This window comes from Streptomonospora sp. PA3 (assembly GCF_009728995.1).
GTDB lineage: Bacteria > Actinomycetota > Actinomycetes > Streptosporangiales > Streptosporangiaceae > Streptomonospora.
Genome location: NZ_VTZW01000016.1, coordinates 342,876 through 363,674, shown reverse-complemented (window position 1 = coordinate 363,674; position 20,799 = coordinate 342,876). Strand labels below are relative to the sequence as shown.

18 protein-coding genes and 2 tRNA genes are annotated in these 20,799 nt (G+C 74.1%); 12 read left to right on the top strand and 8 right to left on the bottom strand.

Annotated elements, in window-relative coordinates; all coding sequences use genetic code 11:
* Positions 1 to 257 precede the first annotated feature (257 nt).
* Complete coding sequence (locus tag FZ103_RS18075) at positions 258 to 590, top strand: putative quinol monooxygenase (protein ID WP_156002739.1); 333 nt, start codon at positions 258 to 260, stop codon at positions 588 to 590.
* Between the two features lie 110 nt (positions 591 to 700).
* On the opposite strand, the gene FZ103_RS18070 is transcribed toward FZ103_RS18075, so the two are convergent.
* A complete protein-coding gene (locus tag FZ103_RS18070) occupies positions 701 to 994 on the bottom strand; it encodes a co-chaperone GroES (RefSeq protein WP_156002975.1) in 294 nt (97 codons plus the stop codon).
* A 127-nt stretch (positions 995 to 1,121) separates the two neighbouring features.
* On the opposite strand from FZ103_RS18070, the gene FZ103_RS18065 reads away from it, so the two are divergent.
* Positions 1,122 to 1,194 (top strand) — tRNA-Ala (locus tag FZ103_RS18065).
* Between the two features lie 48 nt (positions 1,195 to 1,242).
* Positions 1,243 to 1,638, top strand: a complete 396-nt coding sequence (locus FZ103_RS26230; RefSeq protein WP_394350118.1) for a hypothetical protein — start codon at positions 1,243 to 1,245, stop codon at positions 1,636 to 1,638.
* On the opposite strand, the gene FZ103_RS18060 is transcribed toward FZ103_RS26230, so the two are convergent.
* Entirely contained in the window at positions 1,607 to 2,503 is an 897-nt protein-coding gene (locus FZ103_RS18060) for a DMT family transporter (RefSeq protein WP_255430095.1), read from the bottom strand. The two genes, FZ103_RS26230 and FZ103_RS18060, sit on opposite strands and share 32 nt — an antisense overlap.
* Before the next feature lie 69 nt (positions 2,504 to 2,572).
* Between FZ103_RS18060 and FZ103_RS18055 the strand changes: the two genes are divergently transcribed.
* Entirely contained in the window at positions 2,573 to 3,424 is an 852-nt protein-coding gene (locus FZ103_RS18055) for a LysR family transcriptional regulator (RefSeq protein ID WP_156002733.1), read from the top strand.
* A gap of 39 nt (positions 3,425 to 3,463) precedes the next feature.
* Here FZ103_RS18055 and FZ103_RS18050 read toward each other — a convergent pair whose 3' ends face one another.
* Positions 3,464 to 5,002 carry an MDR family MFS transporter gene (locus FZ103_RS18050; protein ID WP_156002730.1) on the bottom strand — a complete coding sequence of 513 codons (1,539 nt, stop codon included), beginning with the start codon at positions 5,000 to 5,002 and terminating at the stop codon, positions 3,464 to 3,466.
* A 562-nt stretch (positions 5,003 to 5,564) separates the two neighbouring features.
* Between FZ103_RS18050 and FZ103_RS18045 the strand changes: the two genes are divergently transcribed.
* From FZ103_RS18045 to FZ103_RS18030, 4 genes are all read left to right on the top strand, one after another.
* On the top strand, positions 5,565 to 6,410 hold the full coding sequence (locus FZ103_RS18045; RefSeq protein WP_394350117.1) for a Sir2 family NAD-dependent protein deacetylase: 846 nt from the start codon (positions 5,565 to 5,567) through the stop codon (positions 6,408 to 6,410).
* Positions 6,411 to 6,636: 226 nt separating this feature from the next.
* On the top strand, positions 6,637 to 8,178 hold the full coding sequence (locus FZ103_RS18040; protein ID WP_156002727.1) for a family 43 glycosylhydrolase: 1,542 nt from the start codon (positions 6,637 to 6,639) through the stop codon (positions 8,176 to 8,178).
* 152 nt (positions 8,179 to 8,330) lie between these two features.
* Positions 8,331 to 8,403 (top strand) — tRNA-Ala (locus FZ103_RS18035).
* 406 nt (positions 8,404 to 8,809) lie between these two features.
* On the top strand, positions 8,810 to 9,421 hold the full coding sequence (locus tag FZ103_RS18030; RefSeq protein ID WP_156002724.1) for a DUF998 domain-containing protein: 612 nt from the start codon (positions 8,810 to 8,812) through the stop codon (positions 9,419 to 9,421).
* Between the two features lie 100 nt (positions 9,422 to 9,521).
* Here FZ103_RS18030 and FZ103_RS18025 read toward each other — a convergent pair whose 3' ends face one another.
* Together FZ103_RS18025 and FZ103_RS18020 are read right to left on the bottom strand one after the other, a co-directional pair.
* A complete protein-coding gene (locus tag FZ103_RS18025; protein WP_156002722.1) occupies positions 9,522 to 10,448 on the bottom strand; it encodes a hypothetical protein in 927 nt (308 codons plus the stop codon).
* The gene (locus tag FZ103_RS18020; protein WP_156002719.1) at positions 10,445 to 11,053 is read right to left on the bottom strand and encodes an RNA polymerase sigma factor; all 609 of its coding nucleotides are present in this window, start codon (positions 11,051 to 11,053) and stop codon (positions 10,445 to 10,447) included. The genes FZ103_RS18025 and FZ103_RS18020 overlap by 4 nt, the downstream gene beginning before the upstream one ends.
* Positions 11,054 to 11,462: 409 nt before the next feature.
* Between FZ103_RS18020 and FZ103_RS18015 the strand changes: the two genes are divergently transcribed.
* The 3 genes from FZ103_RS18015 (at position 11,463) to FZ103_RS18005 (ending at position 16,433) form a co-directional block, all read left to right on the top strand.
* Positions 11,463 to 12,881: a hypothetical protein gene (locus tag FZ103_RS18015; RefSeq protein ID WP_156002716.1), complete on the top strand. Its 1,419-nt coding sequence runs from the start codon at positions 11,463 to 11,465 to the stop codon at positions 12,879 to 12,881.
* 618 nt (positions 12,882 to 13,499) lie between these two features.
* A complete protein-coding gene (locus tag FZ103_RS18010) occupies positions 13,500 to 14,291 on the top strand; it encodes a DUF427 domain-containing protein (protein WP_156002713.1) in 792 nt (263 codons plus the stop codon).
* 63 nt (positions 14,292 to 14,354) lie between these two features.
* Complete coding sequence (locus FZ103_RS18005) at positions 14,355 to 16,433, top strand: ATP-dependent DNA helicase (protein WP_343233586.1); 2,079 nt, start codon at positions 14,355 to 14,357, stop codon at positions 16,431 to 16,433.
* A 34-nt stretch (positions 16,434 to 16,467) separates the two neighbouring features.
* Here the strand turns inward: FZ103_RS18005 and FZ103_RS18000 are convergent, their stop codons facing one another.
* From FZ103_RS18000 to FZ103_RS17990, 3 genes are all read right to left on the bottom strand, one after another.
* Positions 16,468 to 16,992 carry a DUF6315 family protein gene (locus tag FZ103_RS18000; protein ID WP_156002710.1) on the bottom strand — a complete coding sequence of 175 codons (525 nt, stop codon included), beginning with the start codon at positions 16,990 to 16,992 and terminating at the stop codon, positions 16,468 to 16,470.
* Positions 16,993 to 17,140: 148 nt separating this feature from the next.
* The gene (locus FZ103_RS17995; protein ID WP_255430094.1) at positions 17,141 to 18,463 is read right to left on the bottom strand and encodes an AI-2E family transporter; all 1,323 of its coding nucleotides are present in this window, start codon (positions 18,461 to 18,463) and stop codon (positions 17,141 to 17,143) included.
* Between the two features lie 111 nt (positions 18,464 to 18,574).
* Positions 18,575 to 18,922: a hypothetical protein gene (locus FZ103_RS17990; protein WP_156002707.1), complete on the bottom strand. Its 348-nt coding sequence runs from the start codon at positions 18,920 to 18,922 to the stop codon at positions 18,575 to 18,577.
* A 233-nt stretch (positions 18,923 to 19,155) separates the two neighbouring features.
* Here FZ103_RS17990 and FZ103_RS17985 point away from each other — a divergent pair, with 233 nt between their 5' ends.
* Complete coding sequence (locus FZ103_RS17985; protein WP_186356473.1) at positions 19,156 to 20,688, top strand: hypothetical protein; 1,533 nt, start codon at positions 19,156 to 19,158, stop codon at positions 20,686 to 20,688.
* The last annotated feature ends 111 nt before the right edge of the window (positions 20,689 to 20,799 follow it).

Sequence of the window (20,799 nt, the reverse complement as noted above, 5' to 3'; positions counted from 1 at the left end):
CCGGGTTCCCGCGGGGAACCCCGGCGCCTCGGCGGCGGTCCCCGCGGGCGCATGGGCGCGGCGCGGCCGGACGCGCTCGCGGCGGGGCGATTCTCACGCTCTTTGCGGCCGCTGCGGCGCCGCTGCGGCCGGCCGCCCCCGATAACGTCGTTTCCGGCGGCAGCCGGCGACCCCGCTCCCGCGCGCCGGTCCGCGCGCTCGTCGGGACCGGGACGCCGGTGTGCGCCCGTGTCCGAGACGAGAGCAGGGGAGAGCCGATGATCTTCATCACCGCCAAGTTCCGGATCAAGCCCGAGTACGCCGACAGGTGGCCCGAGATCGCCGCCGACTTCACACAGGCCACCCGCTCCGAGCCGGGATGCCTCTGGTTCGAGTGGTCCCGCAGCGTCGCCGACCCCAACGAGTACGTGCTGGTCGAGGCTTTCCGCGACGCCGACGCCGACGCCGGCGCCGCCCACGTCGGCTCCGAGCACTTCAAGACGGCCCAGCGGACGCTGCCGCCCCACCTCGCGGAAACCCCGCGGATCGTCAACACGACGGTGCCGCAGGACGACTGGTCCCTGCTCGGGGAGATGGCCGTTTCCGACTGAGCCCCGCCGCACGCCGCCGCGCGGGACTCCGCGGGCTCGGGCCGCTGCGGCGCGGCAGGATTACCCGGCGGCCGCGCCGCAGCTCGCCCGGCGGCGCGGCGCCGGCGGGATCAGAGGTAGAGGCCGGTGCCCTGCTCGGGATGCTCGTTGGCGACGGCGTGCACGTCGCGCTCGCGCAGCACCAGGTAGCGCTCGGCGTGCAGTTCGACCTCGTTCTGGTCCTCGGGGTTGAACAGCACCCGGTCGCCGGTCTTCACATGGCGGGCACCGGTGCCGGCGCCGCAGACCTCGCCCCATACCAGGCGGGTGGCCATCTTCACGGTCTCGGGGATGACCAGCCCGCCGCTGCTGCGCCGCTCGCCCTGCTCGGGGATCTGGCGTACGAGCAGGCGATCGTGCAGCATCTGGATCTCAAGCTTCGTCTCGGCCACCGTTCCAGCTTATTGCGCTTCGACCGGCTTCGATCCGACGGCCCCGGCGCCCGGCGCCGGGCGATGCACCCCCGAGCGGGTGGTATAAAGGTGAGCACACGGGGCTATGGCGCAGTCGGTAGCGCGCCTCCATGGCATGGAGGAGGTCTGGGGTTCGAATCCCCATAGCTCCACCGGATCAGTCATAGTACGAATCGCTCCTTTCGAGGCCGTTTCCGCCGGTGAGGCGGAAGCGGCCGCTTTGTTGCCGCGGGGTCGGGGCCGACGTCGGTGACATCGACCTCTCCTATGTCGCCTGGACGACACCGGGTGCACCGCATCAGATGCTGGTCACCTACTTGGCCGAGCCGGGATCGAAATCCGTGGAAGCGCTACGGATCCTCGGCTCGATGGCCGCCTCCTACCAGGGCGCCGGCAGCGGCGACGTCCATACCCGGCCATCCACGCGGTCGGGAAACGAAACGCGCGAATGGCGGCGGGCCACGCCTGGTACTCCGGTCGGCGGTTCGAACCGGCGGGCTGCGCGGAGTCGTGCCCGGCATGCGGGTGAACTGCCGGAAGAGCTGGAATTCTTGGGGTTCGGTCTCATGGGCGGCGGCTGGCGGAGGCGACGCTGACGGTGTTGGCTGTGGCGATGGCCGCGATGCCGAGCCATTGGCCGATGTGCAGGTGCTGGCCGAGGAGGACCAGACCCACGGTGGCGGCCAGGACCGGGTTGATGCTCATGAAGATGCCGAAGAAGTGGGCCGGAACGCGGCGCAGCGCCAGCATGTCGGTGAGGAACGGGACCGTCGAGGACAGGATGCCCGCCGCTGCGGCACAGGCCAGAGCGGCCGGGGTCGGCGGGTGTTGGACCAGCACGACGATGCCGATGGGCACGAAGAGCAAGCCCGACAGGCCGGCGGCTGCGGCTGTCCCCTCGGCGCCGGGGAATCGGCGGCCGACGGAGCGGTTGAGCAGGATATAGGAGGCCCAGCACGCTGCGGCCAGTAGACCGAGGCCGATGCCGAGGAAATCCGTCGACGGTTGCGGCCTGGTCAAGGCGACTACGCCGATGGCGGCGATGACCGCGCAGCCGAGATCGCTCGTACGGCGGGAGGCGGACAGTGCGACCGTGAGCGGGCCGAGGAATTCCAGCGTGACCGCCAGGCCGAGCCCGATGCGGTCGATCGCGCTATAGAGCGAAAGGTTCATCGCCGCGAACACCGCCGCCAGCAGCAGGACCGGCCACCACTGGTGCCGGGTGAACGACCGCAGCCGAGGCCGACCGACCGCCAGCAGTGCGGCTGCGGCGATCCACTGCCGTACGGCGACCACGCCGACCGGCCCGATCACCGGGAACGCGAACGAACCGATCGCTGCACCGACCTGATTCGACAGGCCGCTGCCCGCCATCATCGCGATTCCTGCGGAGCGGCCGGTCTTATTAGGAGCGGAGCCGGGACTCTCCGGGGTCCGCTGCGTGTGCGCCGTCGTATGCATGGATCCGAGCGTGCGTTGCGGCGACGATTCCGCAAAATGCATCCGGCGCGGCAGCTATACGCTTCGGTTATGAATGTGGAGCTGCGGCAGCTGCGGTGCTTGGTCGCCATCGTCGATACGGGCACTTTCACCGACGCCGCCATCGAGTTGGGCATCTCGCAGGCGGCTGTCTCCCGCACGCTGGCCGCTTTGGAATCGGCCCTTGGTGTCCGACTGCTGCGCCGGACGAGCCGGGAGGTGGTGCCCACTGCTGTCGGCGCGCAGGTCATCGCTCGTGCCCGGCGGCTGCTGGCCGAGGCCGACGACTTGGTGCGTGAAGCGACCTCTGGTCACACCCGCCTGCGCGTCGGCTACGCCTGGTCGGCCATGGGCCGGCATACCGTGGATTTCCAACGTCGCTGGCCCGCGCTGCGTCCGGACGTCGAACTGCAGCTGGTGCGCACCAACTCCGCTACCGGCGGGCTCGCCGAGGGCGCCTGCGACCTCGCCGTGGTGCGCACCGAGCCCGACCGGCGGCGCTTCGACGGGGTCATCGTCGGGCTGGAGCGGCGGTTCTGCGCCCTGGCCTCCGACGACCCGTGGGCCCGCCGCCGCTCCCTCCGGCTTGCCGAGATCAGCGAGCGCAGACTTGTCATCGACCGGCGCAGCGGTACCACGACTATCGAAATGTGGCCGCCGGAGAGCCGTCCGAGCGTCGAACACGTCCAGGACGTCGACGACTGGCTCGCCGTCATCGCCACGGGCCGCTGCGTCGGCGTTACCACCGAGAGTACCGTCGCCCAGTACCCGCGGCCTGGTGTGGCCTTCCGCCCGCTGCGCGACGCCGCGCCCATCGCGGTACGCCTGATCTGGTGGCGCGACGATCCGCACCCGGCGACGCGATCCGCCGTCTCCCTGCTCACTGAGCTCTACCAGTCGTGAATGCTTTTCGCGCTGCGGCGGTCGCCGCGCCTCGTGGGCTCAGCCCTGTTCGTCGCGAACCGGCTGCGGCGCGCCCCCGCGGGGCTCGCCGTCCGACCCCGCCTCGGCCGGCGCCTCGCGGTCGTCGCCGACCGGTTGGGACTCCGCGGGGCGGCGGACGAACAGCGCCGTGACCACCGCGAGCACGCCGATGCATCCGGCGACGAAGAACGCGGTCCGCAGGCCGGAGGCGTCGGGCGTGCCCGCGGCCGTGGCGCTGCCGAGCGCGGCGACGGTCACGAAGACGGCCGTGCCGAACGCTCCCGCGACCTGCTGCAGGGTGGCCAGGATGGCGCTTCCGTGGGAGTAGAGGTGGTCGGGCAGAGCGCCCAGCGACTCGGTCATCAGCGGCGTCATCATCAGCCCCAGCCCGGTCATGAGCACGATGTGGATCGCGATCACCGCGGCCAGCGGCGAATCGGGGCCCAGCGCGGTGAACAGCCACAGCGACGTCGCCATGGCCAGAGCCCCGGGGATCACCAGAGGGCGGGCGCCGAAGCGGTCGAAGAGCGCTCCGACCGGTCGGCCCAGCGCTCCCAGCACCAGTCCGCCGGGCAGCACGGCCAGACCGCTCACGAACGTTCCGGTATCCATGACGGTCTGCAGGTACAGGGGCAGCATGATCGACGCGACGCCCAGCAGGCACATGAACAGCAGTCCGGCCAGGATCAGGGCGACCACGAAGCTGCGGTGGGTGAACGGCCGCAGGTCCAGCAGCGCGCGATCGCGGCGCTGGAGGCGGAGCTGGCGCACGACGAAGACCGCCAGCGCGGCGATCCCGGCCCCGACCGCGAGCCAGGGCGGCACCGGGTGCTCCCCGCCGCCGGACTCGCCGACGGAGGACAGGCCGTAGAGCAGACCGCCGAACCCGACCGCCGACAGCAGCACCGAGAGCACGTCCAGCGGCACCGCCCGGGTGCGGCTGTCCAGGCGCAGCCAGACCGCCCCGATGACCAGCGCGGCCACCGCCAGCGGGAGGACGAGCCAGAACATCCAGCGCCACCCCAGCGAGGCCAGCACCGCCCCGCCGATGGTCGGCCCGATCGCCGGCGCGACGGCGATGACGATGGTGATCGTGCCCATCGTCGCGCCGCGCCGGTTGGGCGGAACCAGCCGCATCACCGAGGTCATCAGCAGCGGCACCATGACCGCGGTGCCGCACGCCTGCACGACGCGCCCGACCAGCAGGGTCGCGAAGCCCGGGGCGAGCCCGCTGAGCAGCGTGCCCAGGGTGAACATGGTCAGCGAGGCCAGGAAGACCTGGCGCGGCGTGAACCGCTCCAGCAGGAAGCCGGTCGTGGGGATGACCACCGCCATGGTGAGCAGGAAGCCGCTGGTCAGCCACTGCACCGTGGTGGTGGAGACGTCCAGGGCGACGGTCAGGTCCCGCAGTGCGACGCTCAGGATCGTCTCGTTGAGGATCATCACGAACGCCGAGACGACCAGCACGCCGATGAGCAGGCCGGACCGCGGTGCCGGAGCAGCCCGGTCATCGGGCGAATCGGAGGCTCCTGTCGCGGTCGTCGCGGTATCGGTCATGGGCGTACCTCGTCAGCTGCAGTGGGGCGGTTCGGGCGGGGGTGGAGGAGCCGGTCGCCGGTGCGTCCGGCCGCCGGGCCTCAGGCGGCGCGGTGCGCGGGCGCGCTGGGCCGGAGGCGATCCGCGGCCGCGGGCCGGAGGAGAATGACGCGGTGGCCGTCCACCGCGGCGGGTAGGCGCGCAGGCGGATCGGTGCTCCTCCAGCGCAGGCTGGGCCCTGCTGTGCAGCCGCCGGAAGAGCCCAGGGGAGAGCGGCTCGGGGCCGCAGCACCGTCCCCGTCCATCACGATCGTCACCCGCTTCCCCGCCTGCGGTACGGCGCTCCGTCTGCGGTCGCCGGGGCGCACCCTCGGCGATCGGCGCGCTTCTACGCATGCTCGTACAAGTCAGACAGGGCGCCCGCTTAACGCTAGCACTCGCGTAAGTCGCCTGACTGAGACAGCCGCCTGAGAATTGGCACACAGAGCGCGACCGCGGGCCCCGCGGCCGGGAAACGCGCGGGTGGGCCCCGCCGGGGGAGGGGGCGGGGCCGGATCCGGCCCCGCGTGCATACCCTCGAAGCGTGACCGACACGCTCGACGCCGAGGAGCTCACCACCGCGCTCGCGCGGATGCGCGCGCTCTTGGGGCGGGGGCCGGTGGTCGCGCTGACCGGGGCGGGAATCTCGACGGACTCGGGCATTCCCGACTACCGGGGCCCGGACTCGCCGCCCCGCAAGCCGATGACCTATCAGCAGTTCGTCGGCGACGCCGCCTTCCGCCGCCACTACTGGGCGCGCAACCACGTGGGCTGGCGCCACATGCACACCACGCGGCCCAACGACGGCCACCGGGCGCTGGCCGAGCTGGAGGAGGCCGGAGTGGTGTCCGGAGTGATCACGCAGAATGTGGACACCCTGCACGAGGCGGCGGGCAGCAGGAGCGTCATCGACCTGCACGGACGCTACGACCGGGTGATGTGCCTGGCGTGTGCGCGGGTGGAGCCCCGCGCGCGGCTGGCCGAGCGCCTCACCGCGCTCAACCCCGGGTTCACCGGGGGAGTGGAGGACGTGGAGATCGCGCCCGACGCCGACGCTGTCCTGGCCTCGACCCGCGACTTCACCGTGGCCGACTGCGCGGACTGCGGCGGGATCCTCAAGCCCGACATCGTCTACTTCGGCGAGAACGTGCCGGCGGAGCGGGTGCTGGAGGGCTACCGGCTCGTCGACGAGGCCGAGGCCCTGCTGGTGGCGGGTTCGTCGCTGACCGTGCTGTCGGGCCGCCGTTTCGTCAAGCGCGCGGTCGACCAGGGCAAGCCGGTGGCGATCGTCAACCGCGGACCGACACGATCGGACGGGGCCGCCGCGCTCACCGTCGACGCGGGCTGCTCGGCGATGCTGAGCGCCCTGGCGGCGGCATACCGCCGGTGATGGCGCCCCGGCCGGACACGGGGAGTTTCCACCCCTTGACGGACTGATGTGTGAGCGCTCACACTAACCGGTACGCGCCGCGGCCTGCGGGTCGTCCCCGCGTGCCGCGCATCCGTTCCCCCCGCCCCTCCGGAGTGAACGCGGCAGCGCCGGATGTGAGCGCTCACATCTGCTGGAGCGGCCACTCCCCGACAGGAATCCCCCACTCGGCCGCGAAGGAGCCCCCATGATCCGGCCCCGAGTCACCCTCCTGCTTCCGCTCTGCCTCCTCCTGCTGGTGGCGCCGGCCGCGTCGGTGTCCGCCGATCCCACCGCCGACTCCTCGGCCGCCCGCGGCGCCGAATCGCGGCCGGCCGCGGCCTCCCCCGCTGCCGCGCCAGGGCTGCCGTACGAGAACCCGATCAAACCGGTCCGGGGCGCCGACCCCTGGATGGAGTACTACGACGGCAACTACTACCTGATCACCACCAGCTGGACCTCCGAACTGACGATCCGCAAGTCGCCCACCCTCGCCGGCATCGCCACCGCACCGAGCGTGCAGGTCTACTCCGCGGCGGGCACTGAGCAGTGCTGCAACATCTGGGCGCCGGAGATGCACCTGCTGGACGGCCCCGAGGGCAAGCGCTGGTACATCTACTACAACGCCAGCCGCGACGTCGCCGACTACAACCCCACCCAGCGTCTCCAGGTGCTGCGCAGCGAGGGCCTCGACCCGATGGGCCCCTACACCTACCAGGGATCGGTCGGCCTGGACGAGTGGCAGCTCGACGCCAGCGTGCTGGAGATGGGCGACGACCTCTACCTGCTGGGCACCTACCACGACGGCTCGACCCAGAACCTGTTCATCCAAGCGCTCAGCGACCCGACGACGGTCACCGGTCCGCGCCGGCGGCTCTCCCGGCCGACCTACGACTGGGAGAGACAGGGGGCACCCGTGCAGGAGGCGCCGGAGCCGCTGTACCACGGCGACGACACGTTCATCGTCTACTCCACCAGCTTCTGCGACACCCCCGACTACAAGCTCGGCATGCTCACCTACACCGGTGGCGACCCGATGGATGCGGGGTCCTGGCGGAAGTCGCCTGAGCCCGTCTTCCAGCGCGACGACGCCGACGGCGTCTACGGGCCGGGGCACAACGGGTTCTTCAAGTCACCGGACGGCACCGAGGACTGGATCGTCTACCACGCCAACGACACCGCTGACGGCGGCTGCACGCCCGACCGCACCACGCGGGCGCAGAAGTTCGAGTGGAACGCCGACGGCACCCCGAACTTCGGCACCCCCGAGCCCACCGGCGTCACACTGACCGGCCCCTCCGGCGAAACCGGGCCCACGCCCACCGCATACCGCCTGGTCAACCGCAACAGCGGGCTGTGCCTGGCGATCGAGGGCGGCTCCGGCGCCGACGGCGCCACCGCCGTGCAGACCCGCTGCGAGGGAGGGCAAGGCACGGACTGGCGCGTCGAGGGCCTGGCAGACGGCACGTCGCGGCTGGTCAACCGGGCCGGCGGCGGCACCCTCGACGTCGCTGACTGCAGCACCGCCGACGGCGCGGACGTGCGGCAGTGGAGCTGGCTGGACAACACCTGCCAGCGGTTCCGCCTGGTGCTGCAGGACGCCGGTGGCTGGGTGAGTGTCGTCAACGTGAACAGCGGCAAGGTGCTCGACGTCGCGAACTGCGGCACGGCCGAAGGCGTCAACGTGCGGCAGTGGAGCTGGCTGGACAACCACTGCCAGCAGTGGCGCCTGGCACCGGTCGCCTCCTGACCGGCAGGGGCGCCAGGACCACCCCCGGATACGCGGCCGCCGCCGGCTCCCCCTCCACCCGGCCGGCGGCGGCCGCGGCCACTCCATCCGGTGCGGGCACGCGGAGGCGCGGACCAAGGCACTCCAAAGATCCGCTAGACTGGAGGCAACAAGGGGCTATGGCGCAGTCGGTAGCGCGCCTCCATGGCATGGAGGAGGTCTGGGGTTCGAATCCCCATAGCTCCACGAGCCGGCCCGCGCTGGTCGGCGGCCTTCGAGCCGCCTTCCCCGCGGGCCGCTGTGTTTTCCCGGGGGGGCGACCCCCCGGACCCCCCGATGGGGCCGGCCCGCGCTGGTCGGCGGCCTTCGAGCCGCCTTCCCCGCGGGCCGCTGTGTTTTTGCCGGGGGGCGACCCCCGGACCCCCCGATGGGGCCGGCCCGCGCCGGTCGGCGGCCTTCGAGCCGCCTTCCCCGCGGGCCGCTGTGTTTTCCCGGGGGGCGACCCCCGGACCCCCCGATGGGGCCGGCCCGCGCCGGTCGGCGGCCTCCCGTCCGCCTCCTCGGAAGCCGCAGTGTTCACGGGATATCGGTGGCCTCGGCTCGCCTTCCGCTCCGCGGCCTCGGATCCCGCGTTTGTTGCTAGCGTGCCTGCATGGCGGCGGTGCTTTGGGCGGGTGCGGGGGCGGCGGTGCTGTTCGTCGCGGTCTTCCTGGTCGACGGCTGGACTCGGGGCGGCGGCTACCGGCCGAAGCGCCACCCGGTCAGCGCCCTGGCGCTGGGACGGCGCGGCTGGGTGCAGACCGCGAACTTCCTCGTCTGCGGCCTGGCGGTCACCGCCGCGGCCGCCGCCGTCGCGCCGGCGGCGCACAGTGTCCTGCTCGCTGTCGCGATCGCCGTGTTCGGGCTGGCGCTGGTGGTCTCGGGCGCATTCCCGATGGATCCGATGCGCGGCTACCCGCCGGGCGCACCCGCGGGGACGCCGCAGAGCTTCAGCCTCCGCCACCGGGTGCACGACGCCGCCGGCGCGGTGGTCTTCCTCGCACTGCCGGCGGCGGCGATCACCGCCGCCTTCGTCCTCGGCGGCGCGGTATGGACCTGGTACTCCGCGCTGACGGGCGCGGCGGTGCTCGGCCTCTTCGCGCTGTTCGGCCACGCCTGGGAGCACGACCGGCCGCAGACGGGCCTGATCCAGCGGTTGATGATCATCACGGGCTGGGCGTGGCTCGGCCTGCTCTTCGCGGCGCTGGCCGCCGGGACGGGCTGAGGCGGTATGGGCCCGGACCGCGAAGGCGGCCCCGCCGGCAGGTCGCGCCTGCGGACGGGGCCGCTTCCGCCGCGGCCCGTGCCGCGGTCGGACCGGTCGGCTAATCCCCGGACTCGCCGGTGAACAGCAGCACCTCCCCGGGGCCCCACGGCTGGACGTCGCGGACGACGTAGTCGTCCGGCACCTCCTGGGCCTTCTCGACAACCGACTGCTGCCCGGCGTCCTCCGGCTGCTGCGGGGGCGGGCCGTCGGAGGCGCCGGCCGCGGACGGCGAGGGAGCGGGTGCACCGCCTGCGGGCGCGGGCTTCTCGACGCGGTACTCGGCGACCGCCAACCCGCGGTTGCGCAGGACCAGCTCGGCTTCGGCGACGGTCATGCCGACGAGATCCTGGCCCTTGGTGTCCTCCGCCCCGGTGGCCTCGTACTTTTCGCCGTCCCCGGGTGCGCGGCCGAAAACGAGCTGGACGTGGTTCCGGTAGCCCTCGGGGATGCGCACGCCCACCGGGCACCCGCCGTCGGGGGTGCACTGCTCGGGCGACTCGATGACCTCCACGTCGCGGTCGTCGCGGTTCTGCGACTTCATGTCGCTGTCCAGGTACACGAGCTTGCCCACCATCGACGGGGACGCGGGCACCAGCGACAGGTCCACCTTCAGGCCGTGCTCGGCGAACTCCTCGGCGTAGCGCTGCGGATCGGCGGTGGGGTCCTTGACCTCCGCGACCACGACGCCGTCGGCGACGTCGATCTCCAGGGCCGCCGCCTCCTGCGGGGCGACGGGGCCGGGGGCGGATGCGGGCATCAGGGCCGTCGCCGCGACGCCTCCGGCGGCGAGCACGGCCGCGACGGGAACGGCGATCAGCAGGCGGCGGACGGTGCGTTTCGGTGCCACAGCGGGCTCCTCGTTCTTCTCGGTGATGGCGGCTCGGAGCTCGCGCGCGGCGGGCCGCGCCGGATCGAGCTCCTCGGACGCGCTCACCTGCGGACGGAGCCGGGCGACCAGCGGGTCGACGGCGTCGCGGTGTCTCATGGCTTCGCTCCTTCCGTGACCGACGACCCCAGCGGCCGCGACCGGTCGGGTACCGCTCCGGCTACGTCGACGCCCGCATTGCGCAGTGCTCGGGCGAAGCGTCCGCGCGCCCGGTGCAGCCGGACCCGGGCGGTGCCGCGGGTGCAGCCCAGGGCGATCGCGATCTCTCCGGGGTCGAGCCCCTCCCAGCCGGAGAGGGAGAGGATCTCCCGATCCGCCTCCGACAGCGACCGGAAGACGGCGCCGACCTCGCCGAGTCCGGGATCCGCGGCTTCCGGCCGGATCACCTGCACTCTGCTCAGCTCCGAGCGCAGCCGGTCGGCCAGCGCCGAGCGGCGCCGCTCGCCGCGCCGGTGGTTGCCCACGACCTTGCGCGCCACCCCGAAGATCCACGGCCGCGCACCGCCGCGGGCCGGCACGGCGTCCAGGCGGTTCCACACCGTCACGAACACCTCAGCGACCAGGTCGGCGGCGGACTCGGGGTCGTCGACCCGCCGGAGCAGGTAGCCGAGCACGTCGGCGTAGCACTCGGTGTAGAGCGACTCGAACCGGGCTTCGGCGCCGGCGGGCGTCTCCGATGGGCCGTCAGGGCCGTCATAGGGCAACGTGCTCCCTTTCGCCGGGTGAATGCGTCCTCGCAGCGGTACATGTCCGGCTCCCGCGCGGCGTTACGGTCTGCGGCGGATGCGCCGGAGGCCGAGGCGAAACCCGTCCCCGCGGGCCCCGCGGTGGCCGCATCCGGCCGGGGGGAACCCCGCGGCCCGCCGGGTCGTCCTCACAGCGTGCAGTCACGACCGCCGAAGGGCGCCTGGAGGGTCCGCGGCCGGCTCCCCGGTCCGGTGTGCCTGACCCCACGGCGCCCGCCGCCCCAGGGCGGCGGGTAAAGCTATGGATACCGGGCAGTGGAATGTAAGTTCATAAGGAGCCCCTTTGAACGGCCTCGAGACACCTCCGGCCCGCCCCCCGGAAGCACGCCCCGGTATCCGCGGCCGTTGACCCCCGCAGAGGACGACCGTGACATCGAATCCCCCCACCGCCCGCCGCACAGTGGCGGGGAGGCTCCTCAGCGCCGGAGGCGCCGCGGCCGCGGCCGCGGCGCTGGCGCTCTCGGCCGTGCTTCCCGCCTCCGCCGACCCCGTGCCGCCGCTGGCGACCGGCGCCTCGGGCGAACCCGAGGCCGCCGCCCGCATCGCGTTCGTCGACTGGTGCGGCCGGGGGGCGATCGGCGCGGCCGGCGCCGCCGGGAACGCCCAGACGAGCAGCGGCGCCGACTGGAGCGCCGACCCCCGCCACGTCTCCACCGGCCGCCACTTCCCCGAGGAGCCGGCCGACGCCTACAGCTCCGTGGTCCACGAGAGCGGCCGGCTCACGGCCGCCGCCGGCATCGCCGGCGTGCGCTTCAGCCCCGACTGCCGCACCGCCCCCGGCGTCTCGCTCCCCGTACCGGTCGCCGAGGCGTTCGGCCGCGACCACCTGCTCGCGCTCGACTCCGCCGCCTCCACCGCATGGTGGAGTGCCGCATCGGGGCCCAGCGCGCAGATCACCGTCAAGGGCCTCACGGTCCTGGGCCGCCCCGCCGACGTCTCCGACGGCGCCTACACCGGCACCTTCACCGCCGCGTCCGCCGACGGCACCGTCTCGGTCACCGTCCGGGCCGAACGCGGCGTCGCCCGCCCCGCCCAGAGCGCGGACGCGCCCTACCGGACCGCCAAGCCCCTGCGCGCGGCCGCGTGGCTGTCCGTCCGCTTCGAGGTGGTGCGCCTCGACGCCGACGGCGAGCAGATCGGCGCCTTCGACTATGCGGTGGAGTTCGCCGGCGCAGCCGTCCACGTGCCTGCCGGCGGCGTGCCCGCGAACGACGCGCCGTCCGGCGGCGCCACAGCCGCCCCCGACCCGCGGGCGACACACGAGTCCCCCGGCCCCGGCGCGACCGCGGATCCCGGCCCCGGCACCGTCGGCGATCCCGGGGCGGCGGCCGGCTCCGCCGGAGGCTCCGTCGGCGCCCCACCCTCCGACGGTCCCGCCGGCGGAGGGTCGCCCGCGGCCACGGCGCCGCCCGGCGACCCGGCCGGCGATTCCACCGCGGAGACGGCCCGCCCGCCCGGGGATGGGGGAGGCGCCTCGGCCGACGCCGGCGAGGCGCCGACACAGCAGGAGCCCGCCCCCGGCCCCACCGTCGCGGCGCCGACCGACCCCGAGCACGCCCCCTCGGTCGAACCCGGCGAGGACGCGGACCCGGCGTCGGGCGAGCCCGCCGGCGGCCGGCTTCCGGTGGCCGGCAGCGCGCTGATCGGCCTTGTCGCGACCGGCCTGGCCGCCCTGGGCGGCGGCGGAACGGCCATCTACCTCGGCCGCGGCCGCAAGTCCGGATTCGACGGCGACGACGTCGGCCCCCACCGCAGCCGCGGCAGCGCGCACCGCGACTGGTCCTAGGGCTGTGTTTGGCGGGTCCGTCCGTAGCGAGCGGCGCACTCGTGTGCGCCCCGCGCCCGATGGCGCGAAGCGCCGCCCCGGTGCGGGGCGCCGCGATAGGGCCTCCCCTGCGCCCCTACGCCCCTACGCCCCTACGCCCCTACTCGGCGGGCTTGGCCATGATCGCCGAGCGGGGGCCCTGGCGGGCTTGGCCATGATCGCCGAGCGGGGGCCCGGTGCCGCTCTCGCAAGGCCGAGGAAGGAGTTCCCCTCCTGCGCGGGCTCCGCGGGCTCCGCATCATCGCGCAGCGGGGGCCCGGGGCCAGTCCCCTGTCGACTGCCCCTGACAGGCGGCTTCGCCATGATGCCTGTCAGGGGCCCAGAGAACGCAGCGAGAGCGCGAAGCCCACCCCTCACCCGCCACCACCCCGGCGGCCGCGCAGTAGGACAGTGATCCACCGAACACGGCCTGGGCCGCCGCCGCGTCCCGGGCGGTCACGCGCGGGCCGGGCGCGGGCGGCGGGGACCGTCCGCACCGCCGACCCGGCCGCCGCCGGAGCCTCCCGCAAGCGGGTGAGCGCGCCGCGGGGCGGGTATGACCCGCTGCGCCCGCCACGTCGACGGCGAAGGAGGCCGGGGATGTCGCTGACCTTGGGCGGCGGCCCGTTCGCGCACGATGCGCCCGCCACGGTGAACTACGAGCTCCGATCTCCGCACCACGCGCTGTACATGCACCCCTTCCCCCGGCGGGTGCGCGCCGAGCTGGGCGGCCGAGCGGTACTGGACTCCGAGCGCGGGATGCTGCTCCACGAGACCTCGCTGCTGCCGCAGCTGTACGTGCCCGCCGAGGACATCGACGCGAAGCTGCTGGCACCCAGCGACCGCACCACCCACTGCCCCTACAAGGGCGACGCCTCCTACTGGCACCTGCGGGTGGGCGAGCGGGTGGCCGAGAACGCCGTGTGGGCCTATCCCGATCCCACGCCCGACGCGGCCTGGCTGCGCGGGTACTCGGCGATGTACTGGGACGCCGCCGACACCTGGTTCGACGAGGACGAGCCCGTCCGCGGCCACCTGCGCGACCCCTACCACCGGGTCGACACCCGCCCCGCCACGGTGCTGGTGCGCGTGGCCCTCGGCGAACTCGTGCTCGCCCGCTCGGCCCGGCCCAAGGTGCTCTCCGAGACCGGGCTGCCCAACCGCTACTACCTGCCGCCCAGCGACGTCCGCCGCGAACTCCTGGTGCCCAGCGGTACCCGCACGCACTGCCCCTACAAGGGCGCGGCCACCTACTGGAACCTGCGGCTGGAGGACCGCGAGATCCCCGACGTGGCCTGGTGCTATGCCAACCCGCTCAAGGACGGCCTGGACGTGCGCGACCACCTGTGCTTCCTGCACGACGAGCTCACCGTCACCGCCGAACGCGCCTGAGCGCCCGGCCGGGCCTGTGGACGAACCCGCCCCGCGGTCACCGCGAGGCGGTACTGTCGCAGCGTGGCTGAACTTCCCGACGTCGACACCCTGCTCAACGCCGCCGTGCAAGCCCTGGGCGGCACCCGGCGCGACGGCCAGGCCACCATGGCCGAGGCGGTCTCCACGGCCATCGACACCGGCGAGCACCTCGTGGTGCAGGCGGGCACGGGCACCGGGAAGTCCCTGGCCTACCTGGTGCCGGCCGTCCGCTACGCCATGGCCGAGGACACCACGGTCGTGGTATCCACCGCCACCCTGGCGCTCCAGCGCCAGCTGATCGACCGCGACCTGCCGCGGCTGGGCCAGGCCCTGGCACCGCTGCTCCACCGCGAGCCCAACTTCGCCATCCTCAAGGGCCGCCGAAACTACCTGTGCCGCCACCGCCTGCAGACCGCCGAGTCCGCCGACCCCGAGGACACCGAGCTGTTCGACCCCCGGCAGCTCTCCTCACTGGGCCGCCAGGTCAAACGCCTGCACGAGTGGGCCGAGGAAACCGCGACCGGCGACCGCGACGAGCTCGCGCCCGGCGTCAGCGACCTCGCCTGGCGGCAGGTGTCGGTATCGGCCAACGAGTGCGTCGGCGCCGCGGCCTGCCCGTTCGGCCAGGAGTGCTTCTCCGAGCAGGCCCGCGCCGACGCCGGCGGCGCCGACGTCGTCGTCACCAACCACGCCATGCTGGCCATCTCCGCCATGCAGGGCTACCAGCTGCTGCCCGAGCACCGGGTGCTGGTGATCGATGAGGCGCACGAGCTCGTCGACCGGGTCACCTCGGTGGCCACCGGCGAGCTGGGGGAGCGGGCCGTCAACACCGCCGCCAAGCGCGCCGGCCGGCTGGTCGAGGCGGGCCTCGGCGATCGGCTCAGCGAATCCGGAGACGGCCTGGCGCTGCTGTTCGGCGAGTCCGAGGCCGGCCGCCTCGACCACCTGCCCGAGTCCTTGGCCGGGGCGGTCGCCGCCGTCCGCGACGCCGCGCACGCCTGCCTGAGCGCCATCCGCAGCGGCGGATCCGAACAGGACCCCGACTACGCCACCCAGCGCAAGCAGGCGCTGGCGGCGCTGGAGGAGCTGCACGATACCGCGGTGCGCATCCTGGAGGCGTTCGAGCCGCCGCTGCGCGAGCGCCGCGACGTCGTGTGGCTGGCCAAGGGCCCCAAGCAGGCGCCCACTCTGCAGGTGGCGCCGCTGGCCGTCGGGGGACTGCTGCGCGAGAAGCTCTTCGGCGACCGCACCACCGTGCTCACCTCGGCGACCCTGGCCCTCGGCGGCACGTTCGCGCCGCTGGCCGCCCAGTGGGGCCTGGGCCGGGAGACCTCCGGCCAGGAGCCCGCCGCCGCGGCGGCCGCCGTGCCCGGCGACGCCGGTTCCGGGGCCGCCGCCCCCGCAGACGAGGCCGACGACCCGGCGAAGGCCGCGGGTGAGCCCCGCTGGCGGGGCCTGGACGTCGGTTCACCCTTCGACCACGCGCGCAGCGGCATCCTCTACGTCGCCCGGCACCTGCCCCCGCCCGGCCGCGACGGCCTCGACCCCCGCTACATCGACGAGATCGCCGGCCTGGTCGAGGCCGCAGGCGGCCGCGCGCTGGGGCTGTTCTCGTCCATGCGCGCCGCCGCGCAGGCCGCCGAGGAGCTGCGCGAGCGCGTGGACCTGCGGATCCTGTGCCAGGGCGACGACTCCACCGGCCGCCTCGTCGAGGAGTTCGCCGACGAGGAGAGCTCCTGCCTGTTCGGCACCCTGTCGCTGTGGCAGGGCGTCGACGTGCCCGGCCGCTCCTTGCAGTTGGTCATCGTCGACCGCATCCCCTTCCCCCGCCCCGACGACCCCCTGGCCTCGGCCCGCCAGCGGGCGGTGGGAGCCGCCGGCGGCAACGGGTTCATGGCGGTGGCGGCCACCCACGCGGCGCTGCTGCTGGCCCAGGGCACCGGGCGACTGCTGCGCTCGGCCGAGGACCGGGGCGTGGTGGCGGTGCTCGACCCGCGCCTGGCCACGGCGCGCTACGGGGCCTTCCTGCGCTCGTCGCTGCCGCCTTACTGGGGCACCACCGACCCCGAGGTCGCCAGGGCCGCGCTGCGCCGGCTCGCCGCGGCCCCCGTCGCGGGCTGAACCCGGGCCGGGGGCGCTGCGCACGGCGGCGGGCTCAGCGCCGCACGCGGTAGCCGAACAGCCGGACGGCGTAGCCCGGCGTGTCGTCGTCGGCGGGCTGGATGTACCACCGGTCGTCGTTGTCGCCGATCGAGAGCTCGTTCCACATCAGGTCGATGAGCTTGAGCCTGGCCACGACCGAGGAGCTGGGGTCGAGCACGATCGCATACGAGAGGTCGGAGAGCCGCTGGGTGACCATGCCCACCGGCTGGCCGTCCCAGATCGCGGGCACCGGGGCGTGGCCGATGTCGATCCCGCACAGCCGCAGCTGCTCGACCTCCTCGTCCAGAGCCTCGTTGGCGAGCGCGTCGTCGAGTTTGAGGGCGTCCTCCAGTTCGTCCCGGTCGTCGTCGTCACGCAGGTAGGCGTGGTACGTGCGGTGCCCGCAGGCGCGGCACAGCCGCCAGACGACGCAGCGGGCGACCCCGTAGGCCGACTGCGCCTCGCCGATCGCCCGGTAGGCGCTGACCATCCGGCTCGTGCCGCATTCGCAGCACAAGGCGGTGAGATCCTGCTTCATCCTTCAGACCCCCTCCCAGGGCGAGTATGCGATGGGAAACCCTGATAAGGGAACCCGCGGGCTCAAGGAGTTCCGGCAAGGTGTCGTCATCAGCGACCAAAACCCGGTGCACCGACCGCCCCGCGGGTGCGCGCGGAACCGGCGCGGATCAGCGCGGATCCGGGCCTTCCTCCCCGCCGCTGCCGCCGCGGCCCCGGCCGGGCACCGGCGCGGCGGATCCGCGGCCGAAGGGGCCGGCGCCCAGCCAGCGCGTGAGCAGCCGGGCCCCGCCGGCCCCGTTGCGCCGGCGCTCCGGCGCGGAGGAGCCGGCGCCCTCGTCCTCGGACGGCACCGCGAACCCGTCGTCGAACTCCTCGCTCTCCTCGGCGGTCGCCTCGCCCGGTCCGGCCGGCCCCAGCAGGGGATGCTCGGCCACTCGGTAGCGGCGGATGTAGATGCTCAGGAACGCCTGCAGGCTGGCCCCCGCCGGCAGCGCGAGCAGCGCGCCGGGCGCCCCCAGGATCGCCGCCCCGGCCAGGACCGCGCCGAAAGCCACGGCCGGGTGCATGTCCAGGGTCCGCGCGGTGATGCGCGGCTGCAGCAGGTAGTTCTCGAACTGCTGGTAGACGACGACGAAGACGAGCATCCACAGCGCGGGCCAGGTGCCCTGCATCAGCGCGACCAGCACCGGCACCGCCCCGCCGATGTAGGTGCCCACCGTGGGGATGAACTGGGAGAGCACGCCCACCCACAGCGCCAGCGCGAACGCGTAATGGACGTCCAGAACGACCAGGGCCAGGTAGTGGGCCACCGTCGCGATCAGCGCCAGCAGCGCGCGGGAGTAGATGTAGCCGCCGGTCTTGCTGATGGCGATCTCCCATGCGCGCAGCACCTCGCGCTGGGTGCGCGGCGGCAGCACCGAGCAGATGGTGCGGCGGAACCGGGGGCCGTCGGCGGTCAAGTAGAAGGTGAACAGCGCGATCGTCAGCCCGTTGAACAGCAGCGACAGCAGTGTCGTGCCCGCGCCCCAGGCGTTCTCGGCGAGGCTGGAGGCGTACTGGTCCACCAGCCCCGTCGCGTCGGTGATCTCGCTGAGCAGCGTGTTGGGCGAGAAGCGGGTGTTGAAGGTGACGTTGACCCAGTTCAGCAGCCCGCGGCTCATCGCGGGCACCTGGTCGATGAACTCCAGGACCTGGCCGACCAGCATCGACCCCAGCACCGAGAAGAACGCCGCCACCAGCGTGGCCACACCCAGCATCACCGCGCCGGTGGCGGGGCCGCGCGGCCAGCGGTGCTTGTGCAGCCAGTTCACGGCCGGCTCCAGCGCCAGCGCGAGGAACAGCGAGACCAGCAGCAGCACCAGCAGGCCGCGCAGCTGCAGGAACAGCCAGCCCGCGACCGCGAAGGCGATGACCGTCCAGGCGATCAGCATCAGCGCCCGCGGCAGCCACGGCGGCAGGCCGTTCTTGTTCGGTGGTGCCGGGGCGGTCATGGGCGCGGGTCGCCTTCCTGCTCCGAAGCGCGGGACTCGGAACGTCGCGGTGCGGGCACGGGGCCGCCGGCGCCCCGGGGCCGGGGCGGTACGGGCCGGGTGCCCGGCCGGCTAGTCGTCCATCGACAGGCCGCGCTTGTTGCGCTCCGTCCAGTCGCGCATGCGCTGCGGGTACCCGACGATCTGCACATCGTAGACGGGCGCCTTGAGGTTGCGGGCGACCTTGCGGATGACGTCGGGGGAGCCCACACGCCGGCGGGTCCACTCGCCGTCGCCGGCCACGGCCACCGCTGTGGTGCCGGTGGCGAACGTCTCGGGCTCGACGTAGAACTCCACGCCGGGCCTGCTGTTGTGGAAGTCGATCAGCGCCCGGATGTCGGAGTCCTCGGCCGCGCGGTCGAAACGGGCCTTTCCCCGCCGATTGGCCCGGCGGAGCCCGAACCGGTCTCGCCATCCCATGGTCGTGTTGTGCTCCCGTCACTGCCGCCGCGCGGTCGCGGCCATCGTGCAACATCGCCCCCCGGCCCGTGCCACCGAGTCTATCCGGCGAATACCTGGGCCGATTCCCGCGTTTCCGCCACCTCGCAGTGACCACACTGCTACTTTCGGTCGCACCGCGGGCGGCGCGGACCGGTCGCGGGCGCCGCCGGGGATCCGGACCGGCACGGAGGAACCAGGGGGAGTCTGCACCGATGGCGCTGTGGAGATGGCTGGGCAAGACCGCGCGGGAGCTGCGGGTGGACGGGCAGGCGGAGCTGGCCGAGGGCTTGGTGCGGCTGGCGCAGATGGCCGCCGACGGCCAGGCCGACGCCGCCGCCGAGGCGGCGCCGGCGGTCGAGCGCACGGCCCGCAGCGGGTCCGCGCCCGAGTGGGCCGCCGCGTTCGCGGGGCATTGGCCGGTGGCCGCGCGCGCGGGCGACCAGGCCGAAGGGGAGTCGGTGCTGCCCGCGGCCCTGGCGCGGCTGCGCGCCTGCCACCTCGCCGGAGGCGGCACGCCCGAGCCGGGGTCCGGGTGCGGCCCCGCGGTCTGCGCCGCCGAACCCGTGCTCACCTGCTACACCAACATCGACGGCCCCGGCCACGTCGTCGACCGCGCCACCCTGCTGGCCGAGAGTCTGCGCCACACCCTGCCGGGCGAGCCCGCCTGGGAGGCGCTGGTGCTGGCCCAGGCCGACATGCTCATCGACGACGAGCGCCCCGACGAGGCGATCCGCGAACTCGACACGCGCGCCGCCGCTGCGCGCGCGGGCGGGGCCGGGGTGAGCCTGGGCTACGCCTTCGGCTACGTGCGCGCGCTGCGCCACCTGGACCGCTACGACGAGGCGCTGTCGGCTCTGGAGCGCGTGGAGGCCGGGATGACCGCCGCCTGGCCCGGCGGGGCGGCCCGGGCGGCGGCGCGCCGGCACACGGACACCGAGCGCGCCCGCATGCTGGCGTGGCTGGCCCGCGCCGGCCGGCGGTCCCCCCAGGAGGCCCGGGCCGCACTGCCGCAGCTGCGCGAGGCCGACGCCCACCCGCGGATGCGGCCCGCCTGGGCCGAGGCGGCCGAGCACCTGGTGGCGGTCGGGGCGCTGGACAACGACTGGCGCCTGGGCACGGCGCTGACCACGTGGTCGCGCTACTTCGAACGCGTGGGTTCCCACCGGCTGTGCCTGCGCGTGAGCCTGATCGCCGCCCGGCTGGCCGCCGCCCGGGGAGCCCGCTGGACGGCCGACTGCGCGCTGCGGCGCGCCGAGCGGGCCCTGGAGCGGGTGCGGCGCGGCGCCGAGGAGGCCGGCGACCTCGCCGAGATCCGCGCCGAGGCCGCCCGCCGCGCCCCCCGCGGACTGCCCGTGGCCGCATCGGAGGTGCTGCCGCTGCTGCGTCGGCAGTCCCCCGACGAGGTCGACCCGGAGTACCAGGCCGACCTGGTCCTGGCGGCGCTGGAGGAGCGCCCCGGCGACGCGGCGCTGCTGAACGCGCTGGGCCAGGTGGGCCGCACCCTGGGGCTGACCGACGCCGCCGCCGAACGGCACTGGCCCCGCGTCAGGTCGGCGCCCGGCGACCAGAAGGCCGCCCTGTCCCTCCTGGAGACCCTGCTCGCCGACAAGGACACCGCCGGCCTGCGGGCCCTCGTGCGCCACCTCACCGACGCCGCCCTGACCCCCGACGACGACCCCGCGCCCCGGCACGGGACCGCGGATGCGGAGTCCCCCGGAATCGCCGCGACGGCCCCCGCCGGCTGAGGGGGTGCGCGCAGAGGCGGGCCGCCCGTGCCGCAGGTACCCAGGAGGCCGAAAGCGGCGACCGGGCGGGCCTGCTCACGCGGCCGGCGCAGGGCTCCGTGCGGCCCCCGG